The following is a 25,252-nucleotide window of genomic DNA, read 5'->3' on the forward strand; positions in this document are numbered from 1 at the left end:
GAAATCCTTTAATTACTTGCCCCGGCGCACACCGCGGGTGGTACGGTTGCTGGAGTTACGAAAACTGCTGTCTTTGGCATAGTTGGAACGAAAGCCGCTGCCGCTCTTGCTGCTCATGCCTGTGCTGCTGGCCTTGGGGACACTGCTGCTGGCCCTGGATAGGCTGCTGGCACCGCTGCGCGGTTTGGCATAGGGGCTGTCGAAGTTTTTGCCCTGGGCGTTGAACTGCTTCTTGGTGCGCTCATAGGTCTGGGTCTGGGCGCTCGCCTGTTTGGGCGAGGTATAGCGGTAGCGGCCAACGTCGTTGTAGTAGCTGTAACCCCGGCGATCCGACCAACGGTCGTAATATATGGGTCTATGGAATATGTTGGAGAACATGGAATACATGCCGTACCAGGCCCAGAAGGAGGTGCCGCTCGAATTGGTTTGCCAGTTGCCATAGGCCGGGTTGCCAACCAGTTGGCTACCCGGACCGAAGTCTTCCGCGCCGTTGGCGAGCGCGGCCGCCTCGCGGCTGATGGCATTGACCCGACTCAGGCTGCCGCCGGACATGTCGGCGACCACGTTGACGGGATCGGACAGGATATCGTTATACAGACTGGGATCGGCGGCCTGATACAGATTTTCCGCCTCGCTCAGCTGCTGCGCCACGTCGACGAAGTTGGCGGCGTTGCGGGACTCCTCCAGCCGGCGTTGCAGCGAGCCATACATGGGACCTGAGCGGGTCGCATCCTTGGCCAATTCCTCCAGCAGTGGCGCCAGCTCCGGCTTTTGCTGGCGCAGCAACTGGGTGTATTGGCGCAGCAAATTGGCATTGCGCACCTGGCCCTCATCCAGCATCTTGCCCAGGGTATCCAGGCGTTGTTGGGTGAGCTGTTGGTATTTGAGGATTTGCTCCGGTCTGTCATCGCCACAGCCGCTGAGCAGCAGACTGACGGAACAGAGCAGCACTGTGAGAATACGGGGTAGCATTCCTGCCATGTTTTCTCCAAATTAGGTTTGAGTTGGCTTAAGGGAGACGCAAGAATATTCTTTGCGGCCAATATGCCTGACGCTTGGGTTATAGTACCCTTTAACGCAACATATGAAAGGCTTAAGCCAAACTGAGTTCATTGCCGGATGCGACTCGCGGTCTCGCAATCGCATTGGCCCGCGTCTTGTGAACAAGGCGCAGCCGGCAAAAGTACAGAGTACTTATGTAAGGTACAGATCTATACCATTCACGACATAATATGTCGATAGCTAAATTTGTTAGGGATTACTATGGCGCCGCAAGACAAGACTCAAAACGACCTGCCGTCCCCGCTGGCGCAGGTGGCCACAGGGCATTGGCAGCGCCTGCTCGAGTCCTGGCCGCAGGGCATGGCGGCGCTGGAGCCGGCCCAGGCGGACGAACTCAAGACTGTCCTGGGGTTGAGTGATTATATTGCCACTCAGTTATGTCGCCATCCCGACTGGCTTGAGACCCTGTTCGGCGGCGAGCTTGAGCGGCTGGAGCGGCAGAGTTTCAGCACCGAGCTGGCAAATCGTTTCGCCGGCATAGGCAGCGAAGATGAGGCCAAGGCGACGCTCAGGCGCTACCGCAACTACCAGATGGTACGCCTGGCCTGGCGGGACTTCATGGGGTACGCCGAGCTGGAACATAGCCTGCTGGACTTGTCGGCACTGGCCGAAGCCCTGGTCATTGCCGCCCGCGATTGGCTTTATCTGGACATGTGCAGGCAATACGGCACGCCGATGGACGCCGAAGGCAGGCCGCAGCCGTTGCTGATCCTGGGCATGGGCAAACTGGGTGGCCGGGAGCTTAACTTCTCCTCGGACATAGATCTCATCTTCACCTTCCCCGAACATGGCGACACCCAGGGGGGACGCAGGAGCCAGCCCAATCAGCAATTCTTTATCCGCATGGGTCAGCGCCTGGTCAATCTGCTGGATCAAGTCACAGTCGACGGCTTCGTATTCAGGGTCGACATGCGGCTGCGGCCCTACGGCGAGAGCGGCCCCCTGGTGGTCAGCTTCAGTGGTCTGGAGGACTATTACCAGGAACAGGGCCGTGACTGGGAGCGTTATGCCATGGTCAAGGCCCGCGCCCTCGGTCCCTGGACCGGCTATTCGGACGAGCTGCACGATCTCCTGCGGCCCTTCATCTACCGCAGATACATAGACTTCTCGGCGATAGAGTCCCTCAGGCGGATGAAACAGCTTATCGCCCAGGAAGTGCGCCGCCGTCAGCTGACGGACAACATCAAGCTGGGGGCCGGCGGCATTCGCGAGGTGGAGTTCGTGGTGCAGAGTTTTCAGCTCATCCGCGGTGGCCGTGAGCCGGCATTGCGCCAGCAGAGCCTGTTCGGCGCCATAGACGTGCTCTACCATCTGGGACAGCTGGAATACCTGGCCGTAGATGAGCTCAAGCAGAGCTACCTGTTGCTGCGCCGGGTCGAGAACCTGCTGCAGGCCATAGGCGATAAACAGACCCAGACCCTGCCGGACAACAGCCTGGATTGGCAACGCCTGTGTTACGGCATGGGTCTGGCAGACGAAACCGAACTCAGGCAGCAGATAGCCGCAGCCATGCTGAAGATCCATCGCCATTTCAAGGCCACGGTCGGCGGCGACGAAGGCGAGGACAAGGCCGAACATTGGACGGCGCAGCTGTGGAATAGCCAGGAGGCCGAGGATGCCCGGGCCCTGCTGAGCGAGCAACAGCTGCAGGACGACGGTCTCTGGCCGCTGCTCAGCAATTGGCGCGACAGCATGGCCAAACGTGCCATAGGCCCAAGGGGGCGGGAGACCCTGGACAAGCTGATGCCCAGGTTGTTGCAGGAACTCCTGGGGCAACAGAGCCCCTCGGCGGCGTTCGAGCCGGTTGCCAGGGTATTGGATCAGATACTGACCCGCACCACCTACCTCGAACTCCTGTGTGAAAACCCGGGGGCGCGCCAGCAACTGGTGAGCCTGTGCTGCGCCAGCCCCTGGATAGCGGCGCAGCTGGCCAAGTTCCCCATGCTGCTCGATGAACTCATAGATCCGGCACAGTTGTACGACACCACTTCGCTGGATGACTATGGCAGCGAGCTGCGGCAGTACCTGTTGCGGGTGCCGGAAGAGGACATGGAACAACAGATGGAGGCGCTGCGGCAGTTCAAGCTGTCACAGCAGCTGAAGATCGCCGCCGCCGATGTCACCGGGGTGTTGCCCGTGATGGAGGTCAGCGATCATTTGACCTTCCTGGCCGAGGCCATCATAGAGCAAGTGGTAGTGCAGGCCTGGCAGCAGATTTCGGCCCGTCATGGGTTGCCGCCACAAAGGGAAAACGGCGGCCTGGGCTTTGCGGTGGTGGGTTATGGCAAGCTGGGGGGCATAGAGCTGGGTTATGGCTCGGATCTGGATCTGGTCTTCCTGCACGACAATACCAGCACGGACCTGACCAATGGAGAGCGGCCCATCGAGGTGAACCACTTCTACCTCAAGTTGGCGCAGCGGATCCTGCACTTGTTCTCCACCCGTACCACCTCGGGTGAGTTGTACGAGGTCGACATGCGCCTGCGGCCCTCGGGGGCCTCAGGGCTGTTGGTCAGCGAAATCGAGCGTTTCGGCGAATACCAGAGAGATGAGGCCTGGACCTGGGAACACCAGGCCCTGGTGCGGGCGCGTTTCGTCTTCGGCGACAATGCCCTGGCGGCCAGATTCAGCGCCATCCGCGCCCAGGTGCTGGAAAAGCCGAGGGATAAGGCCGAGTTGGCCAAGGCGGTGCGGGAGATGCGGCAGAAGATGCGCAGTCACCTGTTGAAGGTGAGCGACGACCAATTCGATCTCAAGCAGAGCCCGGGCGGGATCGCGGATATCGAGTTCATCGCCCAGTATCTGGTGCTGGCCAACGCCAGTGACTACCCTGAGCTGACCATCTGGTCCGACAATGTGCGCATCTTTGGGGTGCTGGCCGAGCTGGAGCTGTTGCCCATCATGAGCGCCCAACATCTGACCCAGGCCTATTGCCTGTTACGGGATGAGAACCATAGGCTGACATTGCAGCAGTTGCCCGGTCTGGTGGCGACAGACAAATTTGCCGCCCAGACCCTGGATGTGCAAAACATCTATCGGGCGGTCCTGGGAGATTAGGCGAAGGGCTGGGCGAGGCCGGTTTCCCTGGCGCGGCTTGGCCATGCCGGGTAAATCTTTAAATGGTTAGGTATAGGTAAAATCAACTGTACTTAACTGATTTGATTATGAAACAATTGGGTTTTATTGGAACAATACCTTAAGGAAGATGATGAAACCTGCACTCTGTATTTTACTCGGATTATTGGCCACAGGCTGTGGCTTGACCGGCGGCTCTCAAAGCAGTGCCCCAACCCGCCAGGAAACTAACCAGGAAGCCAGCGACAAGGCAGTCGTTGCAACGGCAACAGCCGGCGCAACTAAGCAGTCTCAACCACAAATGCCGACTGAGCCTGTCAAGGCTAAGGCTGCTGCGGCCCATGCCGGCGACATAGTGATACTCTTCGATGTGCCTTTTGCCAACGAGAACCATATTGCCGACAATGTGGTCGAAGAATGCAGCGACATAGGCAAGCAGTTTTCGGCCTCGGTCATTAAGTACGCCCATTCCAACAACCTCAAGATCAGCAGCGCGGCCACGTTACCCGAGTCCGGCAAGGTAGTGCAGCTGAGCATAGACAATGTCTACAGTGCAGGTAATGCCTTCATAGGCCACAGAAAATCGGCCACAGTGTCGGCCAGATATCTAGTCGACGGCAAAGAGGTGGCTCATACGGAGAAAACCCGTAATTCCGGCGGCGGTTTCTTTGGCGGCTTCAAGGGCTCATGTTCCGTGTTGGCACACACAGTCAACACCTTGGGCAGTGACGTTGCTAAATGGCTCAAGCAGCAGACACAATAGCTGTGCCGATGTAATAGTTTCGCCGCAAGAGGCCGAAATCACGGCCTCTTCTCCCCCGTTGCCTGTGACTCTTCCGTCTCAGGAGCGATCCGAATGAAGCCGCAGGACGCAGGCGGTAACCTTGCGACCCTGTGGTTTATCGCTGCGCCTCTGCGCAGGCAGCTCAAACCGACGACAATTCTGTTAACACTTTTCCCGCCAATCCAGCCAGGGGCCGTGCTAGGCTGTGGCCATTCACTTACCTAAAACCAAGATAAAAATGAATAATCCCTTCTCCAATCTCAGGCCACTCCTGCTTGGCGCCGCAGTCGGCCTCAGTTTGCCGGTCGCCGCCGAGGTGCAGCACGATCTGTTGCTGAAAAATGTCAGTCTCGTCGACGTCGAATCGGGCGAGATCCGTCAAGACAAGTCAGTGCTGATAGACAAGAACCGTATCGTCGCCATCTTGGCGCAGGATAAGGCTGCCAGTCTGCAGGCCGCCAGGATCGAAGATCTGCACGGCAAATTTATCATTCCCGCTCTGTGGGACATGCATGTGCATTTCGAGGGCAGGGAGCTGATCCCGGACAACGCACTCCTCCTGCCCCTGTACCTGGCCTATGGCATCACAGGGGTGCGTGAGGCGGCCAGCGATCTGGCTCCCGAAGTGCTGCAATGGCGGGCAGAGATTGCCGCCGGGCAACGCCTGGGGCCGAAGATCTTCACCGCCGGGCAGAAGTTCGAGGGGCTGGAGTCAATCTGGAGCGGCGATCTCGAAGTCGGCGATCGCCAAGCCATGTTGGCCGGCATGGACAGGCTCGATGCCATGAAGGTGGATTTCATCAAGATCACCGAGAACACTATGGACGCGGATCTCTTCCTCGATACCATAAAGGAGGCGAAACGCCGGGGTTACCTGGTGTCGACCCATGTGCCCTATGGACTGAGTATCGAAGCCATGGCCGATGCCGGTCTCTCCAGCATAGAGCATGCCTCCTATGTGTTGCGTCTGGGCAACAAGGACGAGGCCAAGATAGCCGGGGCGGTGCGTGCCGGTAGCCTGAGCACCAAGGCCGCGGCCGAGCAATACGCCCAGGGATTCGACCAGCTCCAGGCGGAGCGGGGCTATCGCATGCTGGCGGCCAAGGGCGTGGCCGTGACGCCGACGCTTATCGGCGGCAGGCAATTGGCCTATCTGGCCGAGACGGATCACAGCCAGGATGACTTCCTGGCCTACCTGACCCGCGGTTTTGTCAGCAAGTACCAGTGGCGTGTGGATCGCATGGCGGGCGAGAGCGAGGCCGACAAGGCTAAGCGTAAGTCGCAATACCGTTTGCTGGCCAGCCAGTTGCCTAAGCTTAAGGCCGCGGGCGTCACTCTGCTGGCGGGCAGTGATTCGGCGGCGCTCAATACCTATGTGTACCCGGCGCAGGCGTTGCATCAGGAGTTGGTCTTGTTCCAGCAGGCGGGTTTAAGCCCCTTGGAGGCATTGCAGGCGGCGACGGTCAATGGCGCCAAGTTCATGGGGCAATGGCAGGACTATGGCAGCCTGGCCGAGGGGAAGATGGCCGATATCTTGATCCTCAACAGTAATCCCTTAATCGATATTCATGCCACTCAGGACATAGACAGCCTGATCTATCAGGGGCGAGTCTTGGATAGAGCCAGGCTCGATGCCCTGCTGGCCAGCGCCGCCGAGACCAGGCGCCAGCTGGATGCGGCGGCGCGCTGACGTCTATGTCTATGACACAAGCAGGAGCAGGGGCCGAGCGGCGTGCCGGATCCTGCTCTGCCCTGGTGCTCAGTTTGCTCGCCTAGACTCTGGGCTCGGCCGAGCCTGTCCTCGGTGCCTTGGCTGCATGCCCGGGCTCATTGTCGCCCAGTCTGTGGCCCATCTCGATCAGGCGGCTATGGGTGCGGCGGAATTCGAAACTCAGGGCACCGCCCTGATAGAGCTCGGTTAGCGGCACTGCGGCGCTGATGTAGAGATTTACCCCTTGATCATAGAGTTCATCCACCAGGCTGATGAAGCGTCTGGCCGGGTCGTCCCCCTGAGCGTAGGCCAGTTGGCGCTCGCCCGTGGTCGCCGCCTGGTTACTGCCTGTGCCGTCCTCTGTGCCCCGGGCGCGGATCCAGCCCTTAATTTCTCCGCCCAGACGAGGTACGCCGCTGAGCAACAGGGTGTGGAAGCGTTCGGCCAGTTCGATATAGTCCAGTTGTGAGCGCGGCCCGTCACACAGGTCATTGAAATCGAACCATGCAACATCGGTAGTGGCGGCGATGACGGGAATGGGGCGCCGGCATAGGGTGACAGCCTCGGCGCTAATGGCCGCAGGCGTCAGCTCGGTCAGCAGCTGGCCGAAGTCTTTCTCATGGGGTAAGAAGTAGTTGTGCAGGACGCAGTTGCCTGCCGGTCGCTCTGTCATGGCGTGCAGTCGGTGATCTTGCTCGCCGTCCAGGTGTAGCTCCAGGGTATGGCGCTGCAGCAGCTCGATACAGGGCAGGAAGCGATCCCGCGCCAGGCCGTTGTGGTACAGCTTGGCGACGGGAATGTTGGAGGTGGCGACCAGAATGACCCCTTGCTCGAATAAGGCCTCGAACAGCTTGCCGAGGATCATGGCGTCGCCAATGTCAGAGACAAAAAACTCATCGAAGCACAATACCCGGCATTCGGCCGCTATGCCTTTGGCCACTCGTTTGAGGGGATCCCGGCTGCCGGCTATCTCGCTCAGCTCCCTATGAATGCGGGCCATGAAGCGATGGAAATGCAGCCTGAGTTTATGCTGCAAGGGCAGGCTGTCGAAAAACAGGTCCATCAGCATGGTCTTGCCGCGACCGACATCGCCCCAGAGGTATAGCCCCTTGGGCTCGGGCTTAAGTTTGGCCTTGGGCGTGTCGAGCAGCCTGTGATACAGCGCATCCAATGCCTGCACCGCCTGGTGTTGGGCGGGATCGTCGATGAACTGCCGGGTTAGCTTGGCGCGATACAAATCCTGGGGTGATAGGGTCATGGCTTGGGCTTCTGCTCTGTCTGCTGTAGGGCTGTGTTGCTTATGCATGCGGCGGCCAGTATAGCAGTCGCTGCCCATGAGATAAACGCAGCTGCCTTGGCTCCGGCAACCGAGGACGACCTAGGTAAAACTGGATCTGTTTCTCACCTTTATCGAGGGTCATTGCCGTTAGTCTCGGATGCCGACGGGGATGGAAGCGCCCCGCAGCTCACACTTGTATGGAGACGGGGACTGGCAGAAATACCGCGGTACCGGCTGTTAGCATCAGGCAGCAAAAAGGGCCATTAAGGCCCTTCAGGTATCAGTGGTGCGTATCAACAACGGCAATCAGTTGCCTGATATTGAACCACCGCCACCGCCACTGCCGCCACCGAAACCTGGGGTCGCAGGGGCTGGAGCCGATGTCTGGACAGTGCCGGCATTCAAGGCTGTTTGAGTGTTAGCTGCATCGTTGCTGTCGCTTGCATCGTTGCTGTCACTTGCAGTTTCATCGCCGGTGTTACCCGCCGCAGCGGCAGTCGCAGGGACAGCGGCTTCTACGGCTGAAGGCTCAACACCATTGGCAACGGCAACGGCAAGAATGGTATCTGAACTGACGTTAGCTTCTGCTGCGGCACTGAGTACGGCACTCAGAATTTCAGGGCTGTCTTTGGCCGTTTGAATGGCTAAAGCCAGAGCTTGTTCAGCTTGTTCAGGGTTGGCTTCAATAACCGACTTGACATAGTCGGCCAAGGATTGACCCTGTTCGGCTGCAGCTACATATCCCTGTTGAAAACTGTCAGCAGTCAAACTTTCAGCGGCGGAAACACCACCGGCTAAAAGTGCAGATGCGAGCAGCACTGCGATTTTTGTATGGCGCATAATGGTCCCTCATTTATCTGTAGTATAAAAAATTAGCGATAAAAGATTTTAAACCAGATTGATTTCAATTGCAGCTTAATTTTTATGGTTCATGGCGTTAGCCCACTATAAAACAAGCAGATGCGCTGGGGGAACGGCAGGTAGCGCCGATTCCCAAAGCATCACTGTTGGCTCATTTCACCGACCTGAGACCATGATGAATACTAAAGCCGCTGTCCGGCGCTATCAGGGTATCCAGGCGTTTTATACATGCGGAGAAACTTTCGTTGGGGTTTACCTTGAGCATGACATGTTGTGCAAAGCCATTGGGGTAGCCGGTACCGCGCGCGGCATTGAAAACGATAGATAACTTGTTGTCGAGTATCTTGGCGACGGAGGCGCTAAGCCGGGTCAGAATGGCAAACTCAGAGCCGGATACCCGATAGATACGCAGATAACCTATATCGAGCATCTGTGCCTGCAGTGTCATGGCGGCCTTGGTGATGTATGCATCGCCGCTGCCATAACCTTTGCTGCTGTTGATTTCCGTCAGGGAAGGTAAAGACACCAAGCCCAGATATAAGGCCTTTCCTGAGTTATCGCCTTCCAGTTGCATATTGGCAAACTGTTGCAGCAGGGCGCGTCTATTGGGTAAGCCGGTCAGACTATCCAGATACACCTCCATAGAAAGCTTGTCGGTTTGCAAGGACTGATCCTCGAAAGACTGCCGCAGCTTGGTTAGCATGCGATTCAATGCCTGTGCCAGAGCGCGGATTTCGCTGGTGGAGAAGGCGGCCTCATCCAATTCAAATTGCTTATGGGGCACACTCTGAGTCTGCTGCTCCAGTTTTTTCAGGGAACCAATGACAGACTTGAGGATCAGGTAAGCGACCAATAATGAAAACAACAGCTGGATGAGGCTAATGGCAGCCACTTTTATGCTCTGTTGCCACAGGGTGTCATAGGCCATACCCGGATGGGATTGTACCCGCAGGCTACCGGCAGGCCTCCAGCCGGCATTGACTTCACTGACCATCACAGGCGGGTTGAGCGGAAACCAGCGGCTAAACCAGTCGGGTACCTGGAGACTGTTGCCCGTATGCTGACGACTGAAAAGCAGTTTATTATCGGGATCCACGAAGCTTATCTGTTGGTAATAACCCGAGTTGAAAATGGCGTCGACCATGGTTTCGGCTGTCACTAAGTTATCTTCATCCAGATAGGGTGAAATAGACAAGCCAAGGCTGTGAGCCGCCCCCTGGGCATGGGAGGCGAGTTGAGCCTCAAGGTAGCCCTGCATGCTGGTGATATTGTTGTAGAGCGATGCCGAAAAGGTCAGTAACGCCAAGCAGACAACCAAGCTGTACAACTGAGTCGTCAGTGGTAAACCATGCCATTTTTTCACTTGGTGCACTCCATTGTTATTCACCCTGCTCTATGCGTTGTTGCAACAGCTGCCAGTTTTTTACCCCTGGGCTGGCGGCCACTTTCTTACCTAGCCCCTGAGCGCGCGCCAGCCATAGGCCAGTACCGTTGAACGAATAGATGGGCTTGAGATCCGGGCGTTCACCTGCGGGTAAAATACTGTCCTTTAAATTATCCAATACCAGAGGCATCGTCTTGGGATCGCTAAAGTAAATTAACACTATGTGCGGGCTGTCTACCGTTAAGGCCCGCACGTACATTAACCTGAGTTTACTCTCATCCATCCCCATGGCCAGCAGGGTCATATATTTGAAAATAGCATAATCTTCACAGTCGCCCTTGGCGCTGGTCAAGGTTTCTATCGGGGTAGCCCAATAGTCCTCCACGTGCCAGTGCCGTAGATCGCTCATATATGCCACCCGTGAGTTGGCAAATTGGTTCGCGGCCTGCAGCCGCTGCCAATCGGAACTGCCCCGATGTTCTTCTATCAAGTTCTGCCAGGCTTCGAAACGTGCAACCACTGTCTTGCCATAGGAGGCCAGTAGCGGCAGCCGAAAGTCAATCCCCAGACTCTGCAGCGACAAGCAGCAAATGATCAGTCCCGCTAGCCGCAGTGATCGCCGCTGCCGACTCAGGAGTGGCTTGAGTCGATTAAGGATGAAATGCATGATGTTCGATGCAACATTCGGCGCAGAGTGTCATTTCAATGGCCCATACCAAATATAGATAGAAGCGAATAAAGAGTATAGCAATGGCCTTAGGTAAAGGTTGTGCCGAATTAGCTTGGCAAGAAGCACGCTATTTGATCCTCAAGGGCTCAGCCCTGACTTTACATCCCTTCATAGGTAAACAAGCTTAAATATGGGATGAGATAGCCCTGAAATAGCGTCAAAGCGGGCAGTAATGGTTAATTCAGTGCTTTGAATTCCATGTCTGCAGTAAAAACAACCAGGCTGTTTAAAGGGAGGGATAGGATAATTCCAGTCCTATATGGGGTGGGATACCAACCACTGTATCGCCACTTTTTTGACGTATGAGATATTTATTCCACGGGCGTTTCATGACATGGGTATAAGCAAAGAATGCAATGTAAGCTGTTGATTGTTATCTTCTTGTTTGTTTGTGTTAAGTCGTGATCAAACGACTGGTGACAATAAATCGTCTCGACCTTGGTGTGTGGTGGTAGTTTTTTGAACAGCAGCTAATTGACCTAAACGGCTAAAATCGGCATTATAGCGCTTCCAAAGGAATGGAATCAGCGGAAAAGGGAAGTAGTAGCTATTATGAAGCATCCCTTTTTGTAATTCATAGTCAAATAGATGCTAACAATGCCAAAAAAAATCCATCATAAGGTGCGTAAGGCCGTTATTCCGGTCGCGGGCCTGGGCACTCGTATGTTGCCTGCCACCAAAGCCATTCCCAAAGAAATGTTACCTCTGGTCGATAAGCCACTCATTCAATATGTGGTGCAGGAAGCCGTCGCGGCGGGGATCACCGAAATAGTGCTGGTAACTCATTCCTCCAAGAACAGCATAGAAAATCATTTCGACACCAGTTATGAATTGGAAGCCACCCTGGAAAAACGGGTCAAGCGCCAGTTGCTCGAAGATGTGCGCTCGATAGTCCCAAAGCATGTCACAGTGATCTCGGTGCGCCAACCCGTGGCCCTGGGCTTGGGCAATGCGGTGCTATGTGCCAGGCCAGTGGTGGGCGACAATCCATTTGCGGTGATCTTGCCCGATGTGATCATAGATCAATACCAGAGCAATCTGAAAAAGGAAAACCTGGCCGCCATGATGCAGCGCTTCGACGACACTGGGGCTAACCAGATCATGGTCGAACCCGTGCCCCATGAAAGCGTCAACCAGTACGGGGTAGTAGATCTCGCCGGTCACCAGCTTGTTCAGGGTGCCAGCGCAGCTATTGAAGATATGATCGAAAAACCTGAATTGGATGAGGCCCCAAGCAACTTGGCTATCACCGGCCGTTACGTACTGTCGGCCGCCATTTGGGACTTACTGGAATACACTCCGCCCGGTGCCGGCGACGAAATCCAGCTTACCGATGCCCTGCATCAGCTGCGGCTGCTCGAACCCATGGAAGCCTACCGCGTAATAGGTAAGTCCCACGATTGCGGCAGCAAGCTCGGCTATATGATGGCCAATATGGAATATGGTCTGCGCAGCGAACATCTGGGCAAGGCCCTGAAGCAGCATATGCTGCAATTGTTGCAGGATGATAAGGCAGAAGCCGAACTCACTGTCGTTGCCTAGTAAACCAAGGGCGACGCCAGGGAATAACAGGCTGTTTGTCACATAGAGTGCCGGCGAGATGCCGCTGATTAACAGCTATAGGTGCCGTGACGGAAGCCGAGTTGCTGCCGTGAAGAATACGAAACGCTAAAAGCACTGTAAAAACGGTAACACAAAGCCGTTAGAACAAAATTGTAAGAGCAAAGTTTAGCGCGAGTCTGAAATGGCTCGAATTGATATAAAAAATCTTTTTAATTAAATAGTTGGATAGCACCATAGGCACACTGGAAGCTGTAATTCAGGGGCGGTAGCGTGCCTGAATTTTATCGATAACAAAGCTTCTCGAATAACAGACTGGATTAGATGCATCAGACTGAGAAGTAAACAGCTAAAGGAATAGGAAGTGAAAGAGATGAAGAAGCTGTTAATTGTATTTGGTACCCGACCAGAAGCCATCAAGATGGCACCTTTGGTCCACTTTCTCAAGGATGATTCCCGCTTCGAGGCGCGTACCTGTGTGACGGGCCAACACAGAGAAATGCTGGATCAAGTGCTGGAACTCTTTGAAATAGTGCCTGAGTACGATCTCGATATCATGCAGCCGGGCCAGACGCTGCCAGAAGTGACATCGAAAATTCTGGCGGGGATGACAGCTGTACTGGAGGAGTTTCAGCCTGATGTTGTCTTGGTGCATGGTGACACAGCTACAACCTTCGCGGCATCGTTGGCTGCCTATTACAAACAAATTCCAGTTGGACACGTAGAAGCAGGTTTGCGCACAGGTAATATTTACTCTCCCTGGCCCGAAGAAGCCAATCGCAAATTAACAGCTTGTTTGACTCAATATCATTTTGCGCCCACAGAAACCTCGAAACAGAACCTGCTGGCGGAGAACTATGCCGACGAGTCTATTCATATCACCGGCAATACAGTGATCGACGCCTTGTTGCTGGTCCGCAATAAGATAGCCAACGACAAAGATCTACAACAGACGCTGGCGAGTCAATTCACGCAATTGGATCCGGCAAAAAAACTCATCTTGGTTACAGGTCACAGGCGTGAAAGTTTCGGTGCTGGCTTCGAACGTATCTGCGAAGGCTTACTGCAAACGGCGGCCAAACATCCTGAGTGTGAAATCCTCTATCCGGTCCATCTGAATCCGAATGTTAAAGAGCCCATAAACAGGTTGCTTAAGGGGGTCAGCAACATTCATCTGATTGAACCTCAGTCATACCTGCCATTCGTGTATTTGATGGACAGGGCCCACATCATATTGACTGATTCGGGCGGTATACAGGAAGAGGCGCCGTCGTTGGGCAAACCTGTGTTGGTGATGCGCGACACCACAGAGCGACCCGAAGCCGTCGACGCAGGTACCGTGAAACTGGTAGGCACAGATGTCCAGTTAATGACCAAGGCATTGAGCGAGCTGCTGACAGATGAATCAGCTTACAGAGCAATGAGTCAGGCTCACAACCCTTATGGTGACGGGCTGGCCTGCTCGCGTATTGCCGATATATTGGCACGTTAATATTCAGGCCGTACCGGCGTGAAAATAAATAATTATTTGATAAAGCAATGAATTGCTCTTTAGGGATTGAAATGGCATTTAACAAAGTATCAGTGATCGGCCTGGGTTATATCGGCTTACCTACGGCGGCGGTGCTAGCTTCTCGCGGGATCGATGTGATAGGCGTAGACGTGAACGAGGCTGCAGTAGCCACCATCAACTGCGGCGAAATCCATATAGTCGAGCCGGATCTGGACATAGTAGTACGCAGCGCCGTGATGACGGGCAAGCTCAGGGCAGTGACCAAGCCGGAAGCGGCCGATGCCTTCATGGTAGCCGTACCTACTCCCTTCAAGGGCGACGAACATGCGCCGGATCTCAGCTATATAGAGGCGGCCGCCAAGGCGATAGCCCCTGTGTTGGAGAAGGGAAACCTGGTGATCCTGGAGAGTACCTCGCCCGTGGGCGCGACAGAGCAGATGGCGGCCTGGCTCGCCGAGGCTCGCCCGGATCTTAGCTTTCCCCAGCATAAAGGCGATAATGCCGATATCAAAATAGCTCACTGCCCGGAACGGGTATTGCCCGGCTATGTGCTGCAGGAGCTGGTCAGCAACGATCGCGTCATAGGCGGCATGACCAAGGCCTGTAGCGCCAGAGCCGTAGAACTCTATAAAACCTTTGTGCGTGGTGAATGTATCATCACCAACGCCCGCACCGCCGAGATGGCGAAACTCACAGAGAACTCCTTCCGTGACGTCAACATCGCCTTCGCCAACGAATTGTCTATGATATGTGACAAGCTGAAGATCAACGTCTGGGAGCTTATCAAGCTGGCCAATCGCCACCCCAGGGTCAGCATACTCAATCCCGGCCCGGGTGTCGGCGGCCACTGCATCGCGGTGGATCCCTGGTTTATCGTCAATTCCTGCCCGGATGAGGCAAAACTGATCCGTCAGGCCCGTGAAGTCAACGACTACAAGCCTCATTATGTTATCGAGCAGATAGCCCATGCCGCAGATCAATTCAAGAAACCGGTTATCGCCTGCCTTGGCCTTGCCTTCAAGGCCGATATCGATGACCTGCGTGAGAGCCCTGCCTTGCAAATCGTCGAGCAATTGGTCATGGCCAATATCGGTGAGATCCTCGCCGTTGAGCCCAATGTGTTATCCTTGCCGCAGACGCTTGCCGACAAGGGAATCGAGTTGCTGAATATGGATGCCGCGCTGGAGCGGGCCAATATAGTGGTGGTGCTGGTGGATCACAAAGAATTCAAGGCCGCCGACAGCAAGCAATTCGCGACTAAGGTTGTAATCGATACACGTGGGGTGATATGAAGAATATATTTATATTTTTTACTTTGCTGTCTCTTCTTAATTTAGAATATTTATATTCAGTTCCAATGTGGAGCCGGTTAGCTGTTTTAATGGTTCTTTTTGTAGTTGCTTTGCCAACGAAGTATAAAAAAGTCATAACAGACAAAGATTGGATTTCGATTACGTTAGTTATTTTTTCATATACCATATATAGTTATTTTGTGATGGATGAGGTTTATCACGCCTCTTATTTCTCAGCTTACTACTTATACATATCGCTAGCATATTTTATTGGTTTTTATAGTGATGATTTTGATTTTATTTCTTTAATGAAAAAGATATTTTTATTTTATACGTTAGGTACTGTCATTCTTTTATTTCCTGGCTTTGAATATTTTTCTCTAGAAAGTGGTAGTTATCGATTAAGAACAATGGTTGGTGGTCCTCCGGCCTCATCATTTATGTTTTTATTTTTTTCAGTAGTTTTTATCTCATTCAAGCATTTTAAATATGGATATCTATCATTATTCTTGATGTTACTTACTGGTAATAGAATTGCAATGCTCGCTTCTATTATAATTTTGTTTATATTTTATTTCAATGATAAAACCTTGAGGAGGCAACTAAGTTTATTGACATTGATGTCGATTCCGTTGGTTTTATTTAACCTTACGGAATTATTAATTAAACTAAGATTTTTCGATTCGTATGGTGATACGAATATGGGGACTTTTGATGGGAGATTAGTTCATTGGAATTGGGCTTCTGAATATTTCTTTAATAGTGATTTTACTAAACAGATTTTAGGAAATGGTGTTAACTCAACGAAAGAGATTTTTTTTACATTTCGAGAGTTTAATGGTGAAAAAACCGGTTCAGGAGCTATGCATAATGAATATATAAGAGTTATCTTTGAAAATGGAATTTTAGGTTTCATAATGGTTTTTTATTTAATGAAGCGCGTTGTGTTTGGGGTTGAATCTAACATAAATAAGTTGACAATTATAGGGTTAGTGTTAAGTGTTATGATCTGCTCAATGACTGACAATACATTTTATTCATTTTCTACGTATTTAGCTCTTACATTTTTTTCGATTGGATACTTAAAAAATAATGAAGGTTATATTCCAGAAAAGAAAAATATAAAAATAAAATTTTAATTTAGGAGATATTTAAAACATGATGTTTTTATTTTCTATAATGGAGGTTTTTAATAAGTTAAGTGGGTTTGTTATTTTAAGTTTGTATTCCAGAATTTTAGGCGTTGAACTCTTTGGCGAGTTCACTGCTATCTTAGTTATATTTGGATATTTTGTGGAATTTTCATATTTTTCATATCAACCTAAAAATCTTGCAGAAACTACCAGGCTTGGAAGTAAATATATTTATTCTGAAATTTTTCGCTTGAGAGTTAAACTGGTTTTTTTTATTTCATTGGTTTCAGCAATTATTTTTTATATTGCAAACAAAATTAACACGCAATTAAATTTAACTCCACTATTCATTGTGATATCTCTTTCATGTGTAAATTTTGATTATTTATTATATGGAAGCAATAATGCTAGTTATGTAATATTTTCTAGATTCGTTGGCCAAGTATTTCTTTTGTTAACTGTTTTTTGTATGTATTATTTTGATTTCATAATGGTTGAAAACATTTTCCTTATTCAATTGTTGCATACCGCATTTTTAATGGGGCTGGTTATTTATTTCTGTCATTTAAAAAAAATGTTCTCATTTAGTAATATCATTTCGCTTGCAAAATATCGCATTAAACTTAGACTATATTTATTTGAGATTCAGAATCAGACTCCTATTTTTTTATTTAAATTAATTGTATTGATTTTAGTTACTGTAGAGTTGCCCCTGTTAATGTATTTTGATAATAATACATATCAAGAGTTAGCTGTTGGCCACAGAATAACATTAATTTTACTCCCATTCTTACTGTTTTATTTAAACACAAACCTTGATAAAGTGAGTGAGAGTGAACTAAAAAAAATCGTTGTATTTTCATCGGTATTATCATGTGGGTTAATACTGATATCTCCAATCATAGTATTGATGCTCTTTGGTAAAGATTACATGCTTAACTTACAAAGCTATAGTAATTATTACTATTTGATAGTATTTCAGGTGTTTATTAATTACACCTTTTATATATCGATAAAATATGGCAATGAATCAAAAGGTTTCAAAATGATTGCTATAGCATTTTCTTGTTATCTTGTTGTATTTTTTTCATATAACTATTGGCAAGATATAACTCAGCAATCGCTTGTCTTATTATGCACGTTTAAAGTTTTTTTAGTTGTTATGTTGTCAATATATAGCAGCTTTCGCGAGAAAATACTGATTACAGTGATGATTTGTTGTCCGATTATTTTATCAGTGTTACTTGGTGAGTTTTATTATTTTGAATTTTCAGAAAACATGCTGAATTTTGTTATCAATGCAATAAGGTTATGAGTAATGCATATTAATATATTGGCTAGGCCAGATCATTCTTTAAAATTATTTGAGCAGCTATTAAAAATTAAATCTGAAGATGATGTAATTAAACTCTATACATTTTATGCCTTAAGAAAAGGCTCTGTTGCTAATAATTTATTCCCAAAATTTAAAACGGCTCCTGAACAAGCGATAGTTTTAATGTTTTTTACTTTTATTACACGTATCTCTAATATATTCCTTAGGAAAATTGGTGTCAATACGCGAGAAAATGAAATTAGAATGTTCAGAGCCTTTGCCCCAAAGGCAGAATTAGCAAAGGCAGATGTCTTACATTATTGGCCCTTTTATTGCGCTGGTATGGTTAAACAGTTGAAGGGAAATAAAAACATGAGAACTGTGGCTGAGTATTACGAGGCGGAGCCAAGTTTTGTAAATTCGATTTATGATGATGAGTATAAAAAGTTTGCTATTAAGACAGAGAAAAAAATTAACACTTTAATAGATCAAAATGCCTGCTTTGAATTTGAAGACAACTTTATTGTTGCATCTGAATTCACAAAAAAAACTTATGAGTTAAAATATCCTAATAAAAACTATTATGTTTGCAAATATGGTCCAGCAGGCTATCCTTTAGATAAAAATAGCGATTTTTTTGTCTCTAAAAAATGTGAGGTCTTTAATATTGTATTTGTTGGCCAGATATGTGTTGAGAAAGGAGTGCATTATCTTATCGAGGCGGTGAAGAATATTGATGTAAAACTTGATTTAGTTGGCCCTATTCGTAATGGGCAAGAAAAAATATTTTCAAAAATGATCAGTGAAAATAAAAATGTGAAACATTTAGGGCCAAAGCGGCATTCAGAAATTCTCGATATTTTAAGGGGCTACGATCTATTTTGTTTGCCCTCGCTGGCTGACAACTATTCATTGGCTGTAGTAGAGGCGCTAAGTGTGAGAATTCCCGTAGTTGTCACTGAAAATTGTGGTAATGCTGAGGATGTAAAGAGATATAATTTGGGGTTGGTTGCAACAGTAAAAAATGCTGATTCATTAAAAGCCTGTATCATGGGAATAAAAACGAATTTTGATTTTTCATTATTCAATGATGGCCTAGAAGAATTTTTTAGTTTAGAGAATCAATTGGTATATCCAAAAGCCGTGCTAGATGTTTACAAAATGATAGCAGGGTCATATTAATGGCAACAGTATTTATTACAAATATACCTGCACCATACCGTGAACAAGTTCACGAAATTACAAGTGAAAAATTAGACGGTAACTATCATGTCATTTATTGTTCTAGTATTGAAAAAAACAGAAAGTGGAAGTTTGAGTTTGGTAACTACACGAAGACCTTTCTTACTTGCAAGGTGATAAATTTCAGGGGACGTACAATTTATTTAGCTTCTGATATACGCCGTGTTTTAAATACTGTTAACCCTGAGGTGGTGATTATTGGTGGCTTTTCTTTGCCAATGATAATAGCTTATGTATGGGCTATTTTTAAGAATAGAAAAGTCATTTCTTTTTCTGATGCCAATATGGAATCAGAAAAAAATCTGAATGTTATACATAAACTTGTGCGTAAATTTTTTTATGGAAAAAGTCATGCTTTTATTGGCGCTAGCCAGAAAACATTAAAATTATTTAGACGTTACGGCGCAAGAAAGGAACAGCTATTTCAAAGTCATTTGTGTGCAAATAATGTAATGTACTCTGGCGTTAGTGAAGCATACCGAGACCGAGACTTTGATATTATTTTATGTGGGCAGATGATTAAAGGTAAGATGTTTGATTTCTCACTTGATGTAATAAGTTTGCTGCAAAAGACACATGCAAATATTAAAATTAAATTGCTGGGTTCAGGGCCGCTCCAATCTCAAATCATTAAAAGGTTAGAGCAGATGCAGGTTAGTTATGATTACCCTGGCTTTGTAGAGCAAAACTTATTACCTCAACATTATGCGACAGCGAAGATTTTTTTCTTCCCATCAACCAGAGATGCCTGGGGTGTCGTTGCTAATGAAGCATGTGCAGCAGGTACGCCTGTGTTTACATGCCCTGTGGTTGGTGCTGCCGATGAATTGGTCCTTGATGGGCATAATGGTTATATTCTTGAAGCTAATGCACAAACTTGGGCCGACAATGCCAACAGATTACTTGAAAATGCAGAATTGTGGGAGAACCTGTCGGCTAATGCTATTAGATCTGTAACACCATACACATATTATAATGCAGCTTTAGGAATTATCGATGCAAGTAGATATGTAAGAGGTATCGATGAAAACTAAAGTTTTATTTTTAATGCAGTTACCACCACCGGTTCATGGCGCTTCAATGATGAATTTATTTATCAAGAGTAGCAGCTTGATAAATGAGCAATTTAATTGTGAGTTTATAGATATATCTCCTGAAAATACAGCTTCAGGTCTTGGTAAGTTCTCATTTGAAAAAGTTTTTAAAAGCTTTAAGATCGTATGTGAAGCATCAAAGGCTTATTTTAAATTTAAACCAAAATTAGTGTATGTTGCAATAAGTCCTCATGGATTAGCTTTTTACAAAGATGCGTTATCAATTTCTGTTCTAAAATTAATGGGAGCAAAGTTTGTATACCATTTGCATGGTAAAGGTATTGAAAGTGAAAGTCGAACATTTATAAAGAAGATTATCTACCGTTTGGTTTTTAAAGGAGCTGATGTTATACACTTATCTGAATGTTTACATTCGGATATTCGTGATGTACGTGATACGGATTGTGATATATATACTTTGGCTAATGGTGTACCAGATCACTATGATGTTCATGCTAATGTCTCGCGCCTACCTACATTCCTATATTTATCTAATTTCATTCCATCCAAAGGAGCACATGTTTTTTTAGAGGCTATAAATAAATTGGATGATAAATACCGTGGATGTTTTAAAGTGTTGCTAGTCGGTAGTTTCAGAGATGATGATTATAAAGAAAAGTTGAAATTATCTATAGCCGAAAAGTTCCCCGAGTCAATTGAACTCGTTGGCCCTGCTTATGGTGACGACAAGGTTGAATTTCTTAATAATTCCGATGTATTTGTGTTGCCTACCAGTTATAAAAATGAATGTTTTCCTTTGTCTATATTGGAAGGTATGTGTCATTCGTTAGCAGTGGTGTCTACGTATGAAGGGGCAATACCGAACATCATTGATGATGATAAAAATGGCAAATTATTTAATGTTGAAAATATCGATGTTTTATGTGAAATAATTCGCAATTATATAGATGATAAAGATTTATTATTAGAGCATAAGAGTGCTGCTCGTGAAAAATTTTTATCGGATTATGAAATATCTGTTTTCGAAAGCAATCTTTGTAAAATTTTGAATACAATTACACAAAAAAAACAAGAGCAAATCTTTTCATGAAACAAGTAACACAAACCCTTAAGACTGGAATAGTCGAAGTCAATGATGTCCCTGTGCCCGCATTAACAGACTCCTTCGTGTTGGTGTGCAATTCGGCTTCGGTTATCAGTGCCGGCACAGAGAAAACCAAGATAGATATGGGTAAGAAAAACCTGTTGCAAAAAGCCCAGGCAAGACCCGACTTGGTCAAGCAAGTCATTCAAAAGGTACGCACCGAGGGCTTGGTTAAAACTTTTCAAACCGTCAACTCTCGGCTTAATTCACCCTCTCCCCTTGGTTACAGCTGTGCGGGTCAGGTCGTTGCCGTCGGTGGTTTGGTGGAAGGTTTGCAACCGGGCGATCGCGTAGCTTGTGGTGGCGCCGACTATGCCAACCATGCCGAGTTCGTGGCTATTCCCAAAAACCTGGTGGTAAAGGTACCGGATAATGTCACCGATGAAGAGGCGGCCTTTACCACCGTTGGCTCCATTGCCCTGCAGGGTGTGCGTCTGTCTGAACCTAAACTGGGCGAAACCTTTTTGGTGTTAGGCCTTGGGCTACTCGGCCAGATTGCGGTACAACTGCTGCGGGCCAACGGTTGTCATGTGCTGGCAACCGATCTTGATCCTGAGCTGGTGAAAAAGGCTGAAACCTTTGGCGCTGTCGGTATCCTGCCGGGCAGCGATGTCGAGTCCGTGTGCAAGGGGATGACAGCCGGTTATGGTGTCGATGGTGTACTGGTTTGTGCAGGCACCTCGAGTAACCAACCTATCGAGCTCTGTGGCGCTGTTACTCGCAATAAAGGTCGAGTGGTGGTGGTTGGCGCCGTGCGTATGGATATCCCCAGGGAAGATTACTTTAAGAAGGAGATCAGTGTCGTGATCTCACGCTCCTATGGCCCGGGTCGTTATGATCCTAGCTATGAAGAGAGTGGTCTCGATTACCCGCTGGCTTATGTTCGTTTTACCGAGCAGCGCAATATGCAAACCTTCCTCGAATTGGTGTCCCAGGGCAAGCTGGACTTACAGTCCCTGATCACCCACAGGTTCAAGGTTGAGAATGCCGCCGATGCCTATGCGTTAATCGAAGGCGCCAAGAGCGAACCCTACCTTGGCATTGTGATGAATTATTCGGCGAAACCAACCCAAACTCTGTCAGGCCGGATAGGCACGGCTTCCAAGCCGATGAATAAAGACAAGTTGGGGTTATCTTTCTTTGGCGCCGGTAACTATGCTACTGCGAGTCTTTTACCTCCGCTACGTGATTCGGGTAAGGCAGACTTCAGAGGTCTGGTTACTGCCAGTGGTCGCACGGCCCAAGGCGTGGCAACTCAGTTTGGTTTTCAATTCTGCGCCGGTCAGTTTAGCGAATTGCTCACCGATGACACAGACGTGATCTTGGTTAACACCCGCCACGATACTCACGCGACTTCAGTTATCTCGGCTTTGAATGGTGGCAAGCATGTGTACGTAGAAAAACCCATCGCCTTGTCGGTCGAAGAGTTACAGGCCATCCATCAGGCACATCAGAAGCAAGAAGAGTGTCAGGTTATGGTGGGCTTTAACCGTCGTTTTGCCCCAGCTACCCAGGAAGTGAAAAAGCATTTCGAGGGTGTGAATAGTCCCTTAGTCGTCAACATTCGTGTCAACGCCGGTAGTATTCCCGCGGATCATTGGATCCAGGATCCTGCAATCGGAGGCGGTCGTATCATAGGGGAGGGGTGCCATTTCATCGATTTAGCGGCTGCGATTGTCGGCCAAAATGCCAAATCGGTATATTGCATTGGCACGGCAAAGGCAAATAAATCCGCCATGCTCAACGACAATGTGATCATTAGCATGACCTTTGACGATGGCAGTATCGCCAATATTTGTTATTCGGCTGATGGCTCAAAAGCCATGCAAAAAGAGTATGTTGAAGTATTCGGTGGCGGTAGGTCGGCAATCATCAATGACTTTAAAGACGTTACTCTGTTCGAAGGCGACGCCAAGGTCTATGTCAAGAAGGGCTCGACCCAGGACAAGGGCCAGAAAGCCATGTTGAGTTTGTGGCTCGATGGGCTCGTTGCGGGTCAACCTTGCGTGAGTTACGAATGCCTGATGGCAAGCAGCCTCGCCACCATTATGGCAGTAGAGTCTATGACCATAGGCGCGCCGCTTATGATCGATTTACGTATTCTTAACCGGGACTGATGAGTTCTATGGATTTGATTAGCTTAAATCGGCATCTATTGGGCAATGCCGGCAAAAATAACTTTGCGGGCTATGATCCCTTCGATGGCCTCAACAGTGGTTTATTCAGGTTGTTCCCCAGGTTAAAGCAGGGCCTGTTTGGTCTGGCCTGGATACAGCTCAATAAACGCTCGGTATTGAATTTACGGCCCTTGTTGGCTGTGCCCAAGGGACGCAATCCCAAGGGCATAGCGCTGTTTATCTTGGGCATGCTGGAGGATTATCATCGTACCCAAGACGAAGGGTATCTTGTGCAGGCAAGGGAGTTGGCGGATTGGCTCCAGAGTCAGCAAAGCGATGTCAGCGTATGGCAGCATGCCTGCTGGGGTTACCATTTCGACTGGAATGCCAGGGCGTTTTTCGTGCCCAAGGGTAAGCCCAATGTGATCACTACTATCTATGTGGCACAGGCGCTGTTTGCCTTGTTTCAGGCGACCCAAGAGAAGCGTTATCGGGACTTGGCCTTCGATGCGGCCCACTTTATCGTCAAGACTTTGTATACCGAACACGAAGGGCGAAAGTTCTTTGCTTACATTCCGGGTGAGACCGCCTTCGTGCATAACGCCAGCCTGTGGGGAGCGGCTTGGGTCGCCCGGGTGGCGGCCGAGACTGGCAACCATGAATATGCCCAAATGGCGCTGACTGTGGCCCGACAATCTGTGGCCTTGCAGGAAGTCAATGGCTCTTGGGTGTATGGGGCGCGTCATCATCATCAGTTTATCGATGGTTTTCATACAGGTTATAACCTGGAGGCGCTGCATTCGTTACAACAGGCGCTGGGGACTGATGAGTTTGACGAGGCTATTCAACTTGGGTTGGCCTATTACAAGGCTGAGTTGTTCGATGAGGATGGCACGGCAAGGTACTATCAGAACAACCGCTACCCGCTGGATATGCATTCGGTTGCCCAGGCAATGATTACCCTGCTGAGGGTGGGTGGAGCAAAGGAGGATCTTGCCCTTGCCCGTCGGGTGCTGGATTGCAGTATCCGCCAGATGTACCAGCCCGCCAAGGGACGCTTTAGCTATCAGAAGCATAAATTTTTCAGCAATAAGATCAATTACATGCGCTGGACCCAGGCCTGGGTCTACTACTCTTTCGCTTATTTTAATCGTGTGACTCAGGATGCAGATGCAAACCATTAATTTTCTCGATACCCGGATGCATAACGCCACCATGGCTGAAACAGTGGCCCATATTGCCGATGCGGTGAGCCAAGGCAAGTTTACCCAGCATGTGGTTGTCAATGTCGCCAAGTTGGTGCATATGCAGACGGATCCCCAGTTGGCCGAATCCGTATCCTCCTGTGACATAGTCAATATCGATGGCATGGGGGTGGTATGGGGCGCGAGGTTTCTGGGTCATCATGTGCCCGAGCGCGTCGCCGGTGTCGATCTGTTTCATAACTTGTTGGCCATGGGCGCGCAGCGGGGCTTTCCTGTGTTTTTGCTGGGCGCCACCGAGGAAGTCGTCTCGAAAACGGCAGACAGGGTGAAGGCACTTTACCCTGGAGTGCAGCTTGCCGGTTTCCATCATGGTTACTTTTTCAATGAAGAAGGCAAGGACGAGAGGGCTGTAGTGGAGAAGATCCGCGCCTCGGGCGCCAGAATGTTGTTCGTGGCCATCACTTCGCCGAAGAAGGAAAACTTTATCAACAAGTGGCGCGATAAGTTGGGGGTCGATTTTGTGATGGGCGTCGGCGGCACTTTCGATGTGGTGGCAGGCAAGGTCAAACGTGCGCCTGTGTGGATGCAAAACGCCGGCCTGGAATGGCTTTATCGGGTGATGCAGGAGCCGGGCCGCATGTGGAAACGCTATCTGGTCACCAATAGCAAGTTCGCTTGGTTGTTGCTGAAAGAAAAGTGTGCATCTCGATAAGATGTCGTTTTGGCAATAAGCCGTGAGTCACAGCTTCATCTGCTCCGCTTATTTTCAGTTTATCTTTTGAGAAATACT

At 49.2% G+C, this 25,252-nt stretch carries 19 protein-coding genes; 14 read left to right on the forward strand and 5 right to left on the reverse strand.

Annotation, left to right across the window (positions count from 1 at the left end):
• Window positions 1-12 precede the first annotated feature (12 nt).
• Window positions 13-981, reverse strand: a complete 969-nt coding sequence (locus HC757_RS09225) for a hypothetical protein (protein WP_169564057.1) — start codon at window positions 979-981, stop codon at window positions 13-15.
• Between the two features lie 282 nt (window positions 982-1,263).
• On the opposite strand from HC757_RS09225, the gene glnE reads away from it, so the two are divergent.
• The 3 genes from glnE to HC757_RS09240 all read left to right on the forward strand — a co-directional run bounded on the left by glnE (window position 1,264) and on the right by HC757_RS09240 (window position 6,611).
• On the forward strand, window positions 1,264-4,119 hold the full coding sequence (gene glnE / locus HC757_RS09230; protein WP_169564058.1) for a bifunctional [glutamate--ammonia ligase]-adenylyl-L-tyrosine phosphorylase/[glutamate--ammonia-ligase] adenylyltransferase: 2,856 nt from the start codon (window positions 1,264-1,266) through the stop codon (window positions 4,117-4,119).
• A 151-nt stretch (window positions 4,120-4,270) separates the two neighbouring features.
• The gene (locus tag HC757_RS09235; RefSeq protein WP_169564059.1) at window positions 4,271-4,900 is read left to right on the forward strand and encodes a hypothetical protein; all 630 of its coding nucleotides are present in this window, start codon (window positions 4,271-4,273) and stop codon (window positions 4,898-4,900) included.
• A 259-nt stretch (window positions 4,901-5,159) separates the two neighbouring features.
• Window positions 5,160-6,611 (forward strand): amidohydrolase family protein, encoded by a 1,452-nt coding sequence (locus HC757_RS09240; RefSeq protein WP_169564060.1) that lies wholly within the window; start codon window positions 5,160-5,162, stop codon window positions 6,609-6,611.
• An 82-nt stretch (window positions 6,612-6,693) separates the two neighbouring features.
• Here the strand turns inward: HC757_RS09240 and zapE are convergent, their stop codons facing one another.
• From zapE to HC757_RS09260, 4 genes are all read right to left on the reverse strand, one after another.
• On the reverse strand, window positions 6,694-7,890 hold the full coding sequence (gene zapE, locus HC757_RS09245; RefSeq protein WP_211164342.1) for a cell division protein ZapE: 1,197 nt from the start codon (window positions 7,888-7,890) through the stop codon (window positions 6,694-6,696).
• A gap of 327 nt (window positions 7,891-8,217) precedes the next feature.
• Window positions 8,218-8,751 (reverse strand): hypothetical protein, encoded by a 534-nt coding sequence (locus HC757_RS09250; protein WP_169564062.1) that lies wholly within the window; start codon window positions 8,749-8,751, stop codon window positions 8,218-8,220.
• Window positions 8,752-8,923: 172 nt separating this feature from the next.
• Window positions 8,924-10,135: a LapD/MoxY N-terminal periplasmic domain-containing protein gene (locus HC757_RS09255; RefSeq protein ID WP_169564063.1), complete on the reverse strand. Its 1,212-nt coding sequence runs from the start codon at window positions 10,133-10,135 to the stop codon at window positions 8,924-8,926.
• 16 nt (window positions 10,136-10,151) lie between these two features.
• Window positions 10,152-10,739, reverse strand: a complete 588-nt coding sequence (locus HC757_RS09260) for a transglutaminase-like cysteine peptidase (RefSeq protein WP_244623383.1) — start codon at window positions 10,737-10,739, stop codon at window positions 10,152-10,154.
• Window positions 10,740-11,483: 744 nt separating this feature from the next.
• Between HC757_RS09260 and galU the strand changes: the two genes are divergently transcribed.
• The 11 genes from galU (at window position 11,484) to HC757_RS09315 (ending at window position 25,174) form a co-directional block, all read left to right on the forward strand.
• Window positions 11,484-12,428 carry a UTP--glucose-1-phosphate uridylyltransferase GalU gene (gene galU / locus HC757_RS09265; protein ID WP_169564065.1) on the forward strand — a complete coding sequence of 315 codons (945 nt, stop codon included), beginning with the start codon at window positions 11,484-11,486 and terminating at the stop codon, window positions 12,426-12,428.
• A 391-nt stretch (window positions 12,429-12,819) separates the two neighbouring features.
• Window positions 12,820-13,938: a non-hydrolyzing UDP-N-acetylglucosamine 2-epimerase gene (wecB, locus tag HC757_RS09270; protein WP_169564066.1), complete on the forward strand. Its 1,119-nt coding sequence runs from the start codon at window positions 12,820-12,822 to the stop codon at window positions 13,936-13,938.
• Between the two features lie 71 nt (window positions 13,939-14,009).
• On the forward strand, window positions 14,010-15,251 hold the full coding sequence (gene vpsB, locus HC757_RS09275) for a UDP-N-acetyl-D-mannosamine dehydrogenase VpsB (protein WP_169564067.1): 1,242 nt from the start codon (window positions 14,010-14,012) through the stop codon (window positions 15,249-15,251).
• Entirely contained in the window at window positions 15,248-16,390 is a 1,143-nt protein-coding gene (locus tag HC757_RS09280; protein WP_169564068.1) for an O-antigen ligase family protein, read from the forward strand. Before vpsB ends, HC757_RS09280 begins: the two co-directional genes overlap by 4 nt.
• A 19-nt stretch (window positions 16,391-16,409) precedes the next feature.
• On the forward strand, window positions 16,410-17,699 hold the full coding sequence (locus tag HC757_RS09285; RefSeq protein ID WP_169564069.1) for an MATE family efflux transporter: 1,290 nt from the start codon (window positions 16,410-16,412) through the stop codon (window positions 17,697-17,699).
• 3 nt (window positions 17,700-17,702) lie between these two features.
• On the forward strand, window positions 17,703-18,881 hold the full coding sequence (locus HC757_RS09290; RefSeq protein WP_169564070.1) for a glycosyltransferase family 4 protein: 1,179 nt from the start codon (window positions 17,703-17,705) through the stop codon (window positions 18,879-18,881).
• Window positions 18,881-19,975, forward strand: a complete 1,095-nt coding sequence (locus HC757_RS09295; protein ID WP_169564071.1) for a glycosyltransferase family 4 protein — start codon at window positions 18,881-18,883, stop codon at window positions 19,973-19,975. The genes HC757_RS09290 and HC757_RS09295 overlap by 1 nt, the downstream gene beginning before the upstream one ends.
• Window positions 19,965-21,086, forward strand: coding sequence for a glycosyltransferase family 4 protein (locus HC757_RS09300; protein ID WP_169564072.1), 1,122 nt, complete (start codon window positions 19,965-19,967; stop codon window positions 21,084-21,086). The genes HC757_RS09295 and HC757_RS09300 overlap by 11 nt, the downstream gene beginning before the upstream one ends.
• Window positions 21,087-21,223: 137 nt before the next feature.
• Entirely contained in the window at window positions 21,224-23,257 is a 2,034-nt protein-coding gene (locus HC757_RS09305) for a bi-domain-containing oxidoreductase (RefSeq protein WP_211164343.1), read from the forward strand.
• 8 nt (window positions 23,258-23,265) lie between these two features.
• Window positions 23,266-24,441 (forward strand): glycoside hydrolase family protein, encoded by a 1,176-nt coding sequence (locus HC757_RS09310; RefSeq protein ID WP_244623385.1) that lies wholly within the window; start codon window positions 23,266-23,268, stop codon window positions 24,439-24,441.
• On the forward strand, window positions 24,428-25,174 hold the full coding sequence (locus tag HC757_RS09315) for a WecB/TagA/CpsF family glycosyltransferase (RefSeq protein WP_169564075.1): 747 nt from the start codon (window positions 24,428-24,430) through the stop codon (window positions 25,172-25,174). The genes HC757_RS09310 and HC757_RS09315 overlap by 14 nt, the downstream gene beginning before the upstream one ends.
• The last annotated feature ends 78 nt before the right edge of the window (window positions 25,175-25,252 follow it).

Origin of the sequence: Shewanella salipaludis (genome assembly GCF_012911865.1) — a bacterium.
Taxonomy (GTDB): domain Bacteria; phylum Pseudomonadota; class Gammaproteobacteria; order Enterobacterales; family Shewanellaceae; genus Shewanella; species Shewanella salipaludis.

Coding starts and splice junctions, on each gene's coding strand:
- HC757_RS09305 (WP_211164343.1), top strand. CDS start 21,224: ATGGGTAAGAAAAACCTGTTGCAAAAAGCCCAGGCAAGACCCGACTTG.
- HC757_RS09315 (WP_169564075.1), top strand. CDS start 24,428: ATGCAAACCATTAATTTTCTCGATACCCGGATGCATAACGCCACCATG.
- zapE (WP_211164342.1), bottom strand. CDS start 7,890: ATGACCCTATCACCCCAGGATTTGTATCGCGCCAAGCTAACCCGGCAG.
- HC757_RS09240 (WP_169564060.1), top strand. CDS start 5,160: ATGAATAATCCCTTCTCCAATCTCAGGCCACTCCTGCTTGGCGCCGCA.
- HC757_RS09300 (WP_169564072.1), top strand. CDS start 19,965: ATGAAAACTAAAGTTTTATTTTTAATGCAGTTACCACCACCGGTTCAT.
- HC757_RS09280 (WP_169564068.1), top strand. CDS start 15,248: ATGAAGAATATATTTATATTTTTTACTTTGCTGTCTCTTCTTAATTTA.
- HC757_RS09295 (WP_169564071.1), top strand. CDS start 18,881: ATGGCAACAGTATTTATTACAAATATACCTGCACCATACCGTGAACAA.
- wecB (WP_169564066.1), top strand. CDS start 12,820: ATGAAGAAGCTGTTAATTGTATTTGGTACCCGACCAGAAGCCATCAAG.
- galU (WP_169564065.1), top strand. CDS start 11,484: ATGCCAAAAAAAATCCATCATAAGGTGCGTAAGGCCGTTATTCCGGTC.
- HC757_RS09235 (WP_169564059.1), top strand. CDS start 4,271: ATGAAACCTGCACTCTGTATTTTACTCGGATTATTGGCCACAGGCTGT.
- HC757_RS09285 (WP_169564069.1), top strand. CDS start 16,410: ATGATGTTTTTATTTTCTATAATGGAGGTTTTTAATAAGTTAAGTGGG.
- HC757_RS09290 (WP_169564070.1), top strand. CDS start 17,703: ATGCATATTAATATATTGGCTAGGCCAGATCATTCTTTAAAATTATTT.
- glnE (WP_169564058.1), top strand. CDS start 1,264: ATGGCGCCGCAAGACAAGACTCAAAACGACCTGCCGTCCCCGCTGGCG.
- HC757_RS09225 (WP_169564057.1), bottom strand. CDS start 981: ATGGCAGGAATGCTACCCCGTATTCTCACAGTGCTGCTCTGTTCCGTC.
- HC757_RS09250 (WP_169564062.1), bottom strand. CDS start 8,751: ATGCGCCATACAAAAATCGCAGTGCTGCTCGCATCTGCACTTTTAGCC.
- HC757_RS09310 (WP_244623385.1), top strand. CDS start 23,266: ATGGATTTGATTAGCTTAAATCGGCATCTATTGGGCAATGCCGGCAAA.
- vpsB (WP_169564067.1), top strand. CDS start 14,010: ATGGCATTTAACAAAGTATCAGTGATCGGCCTGGGTTATATCGGCTTA.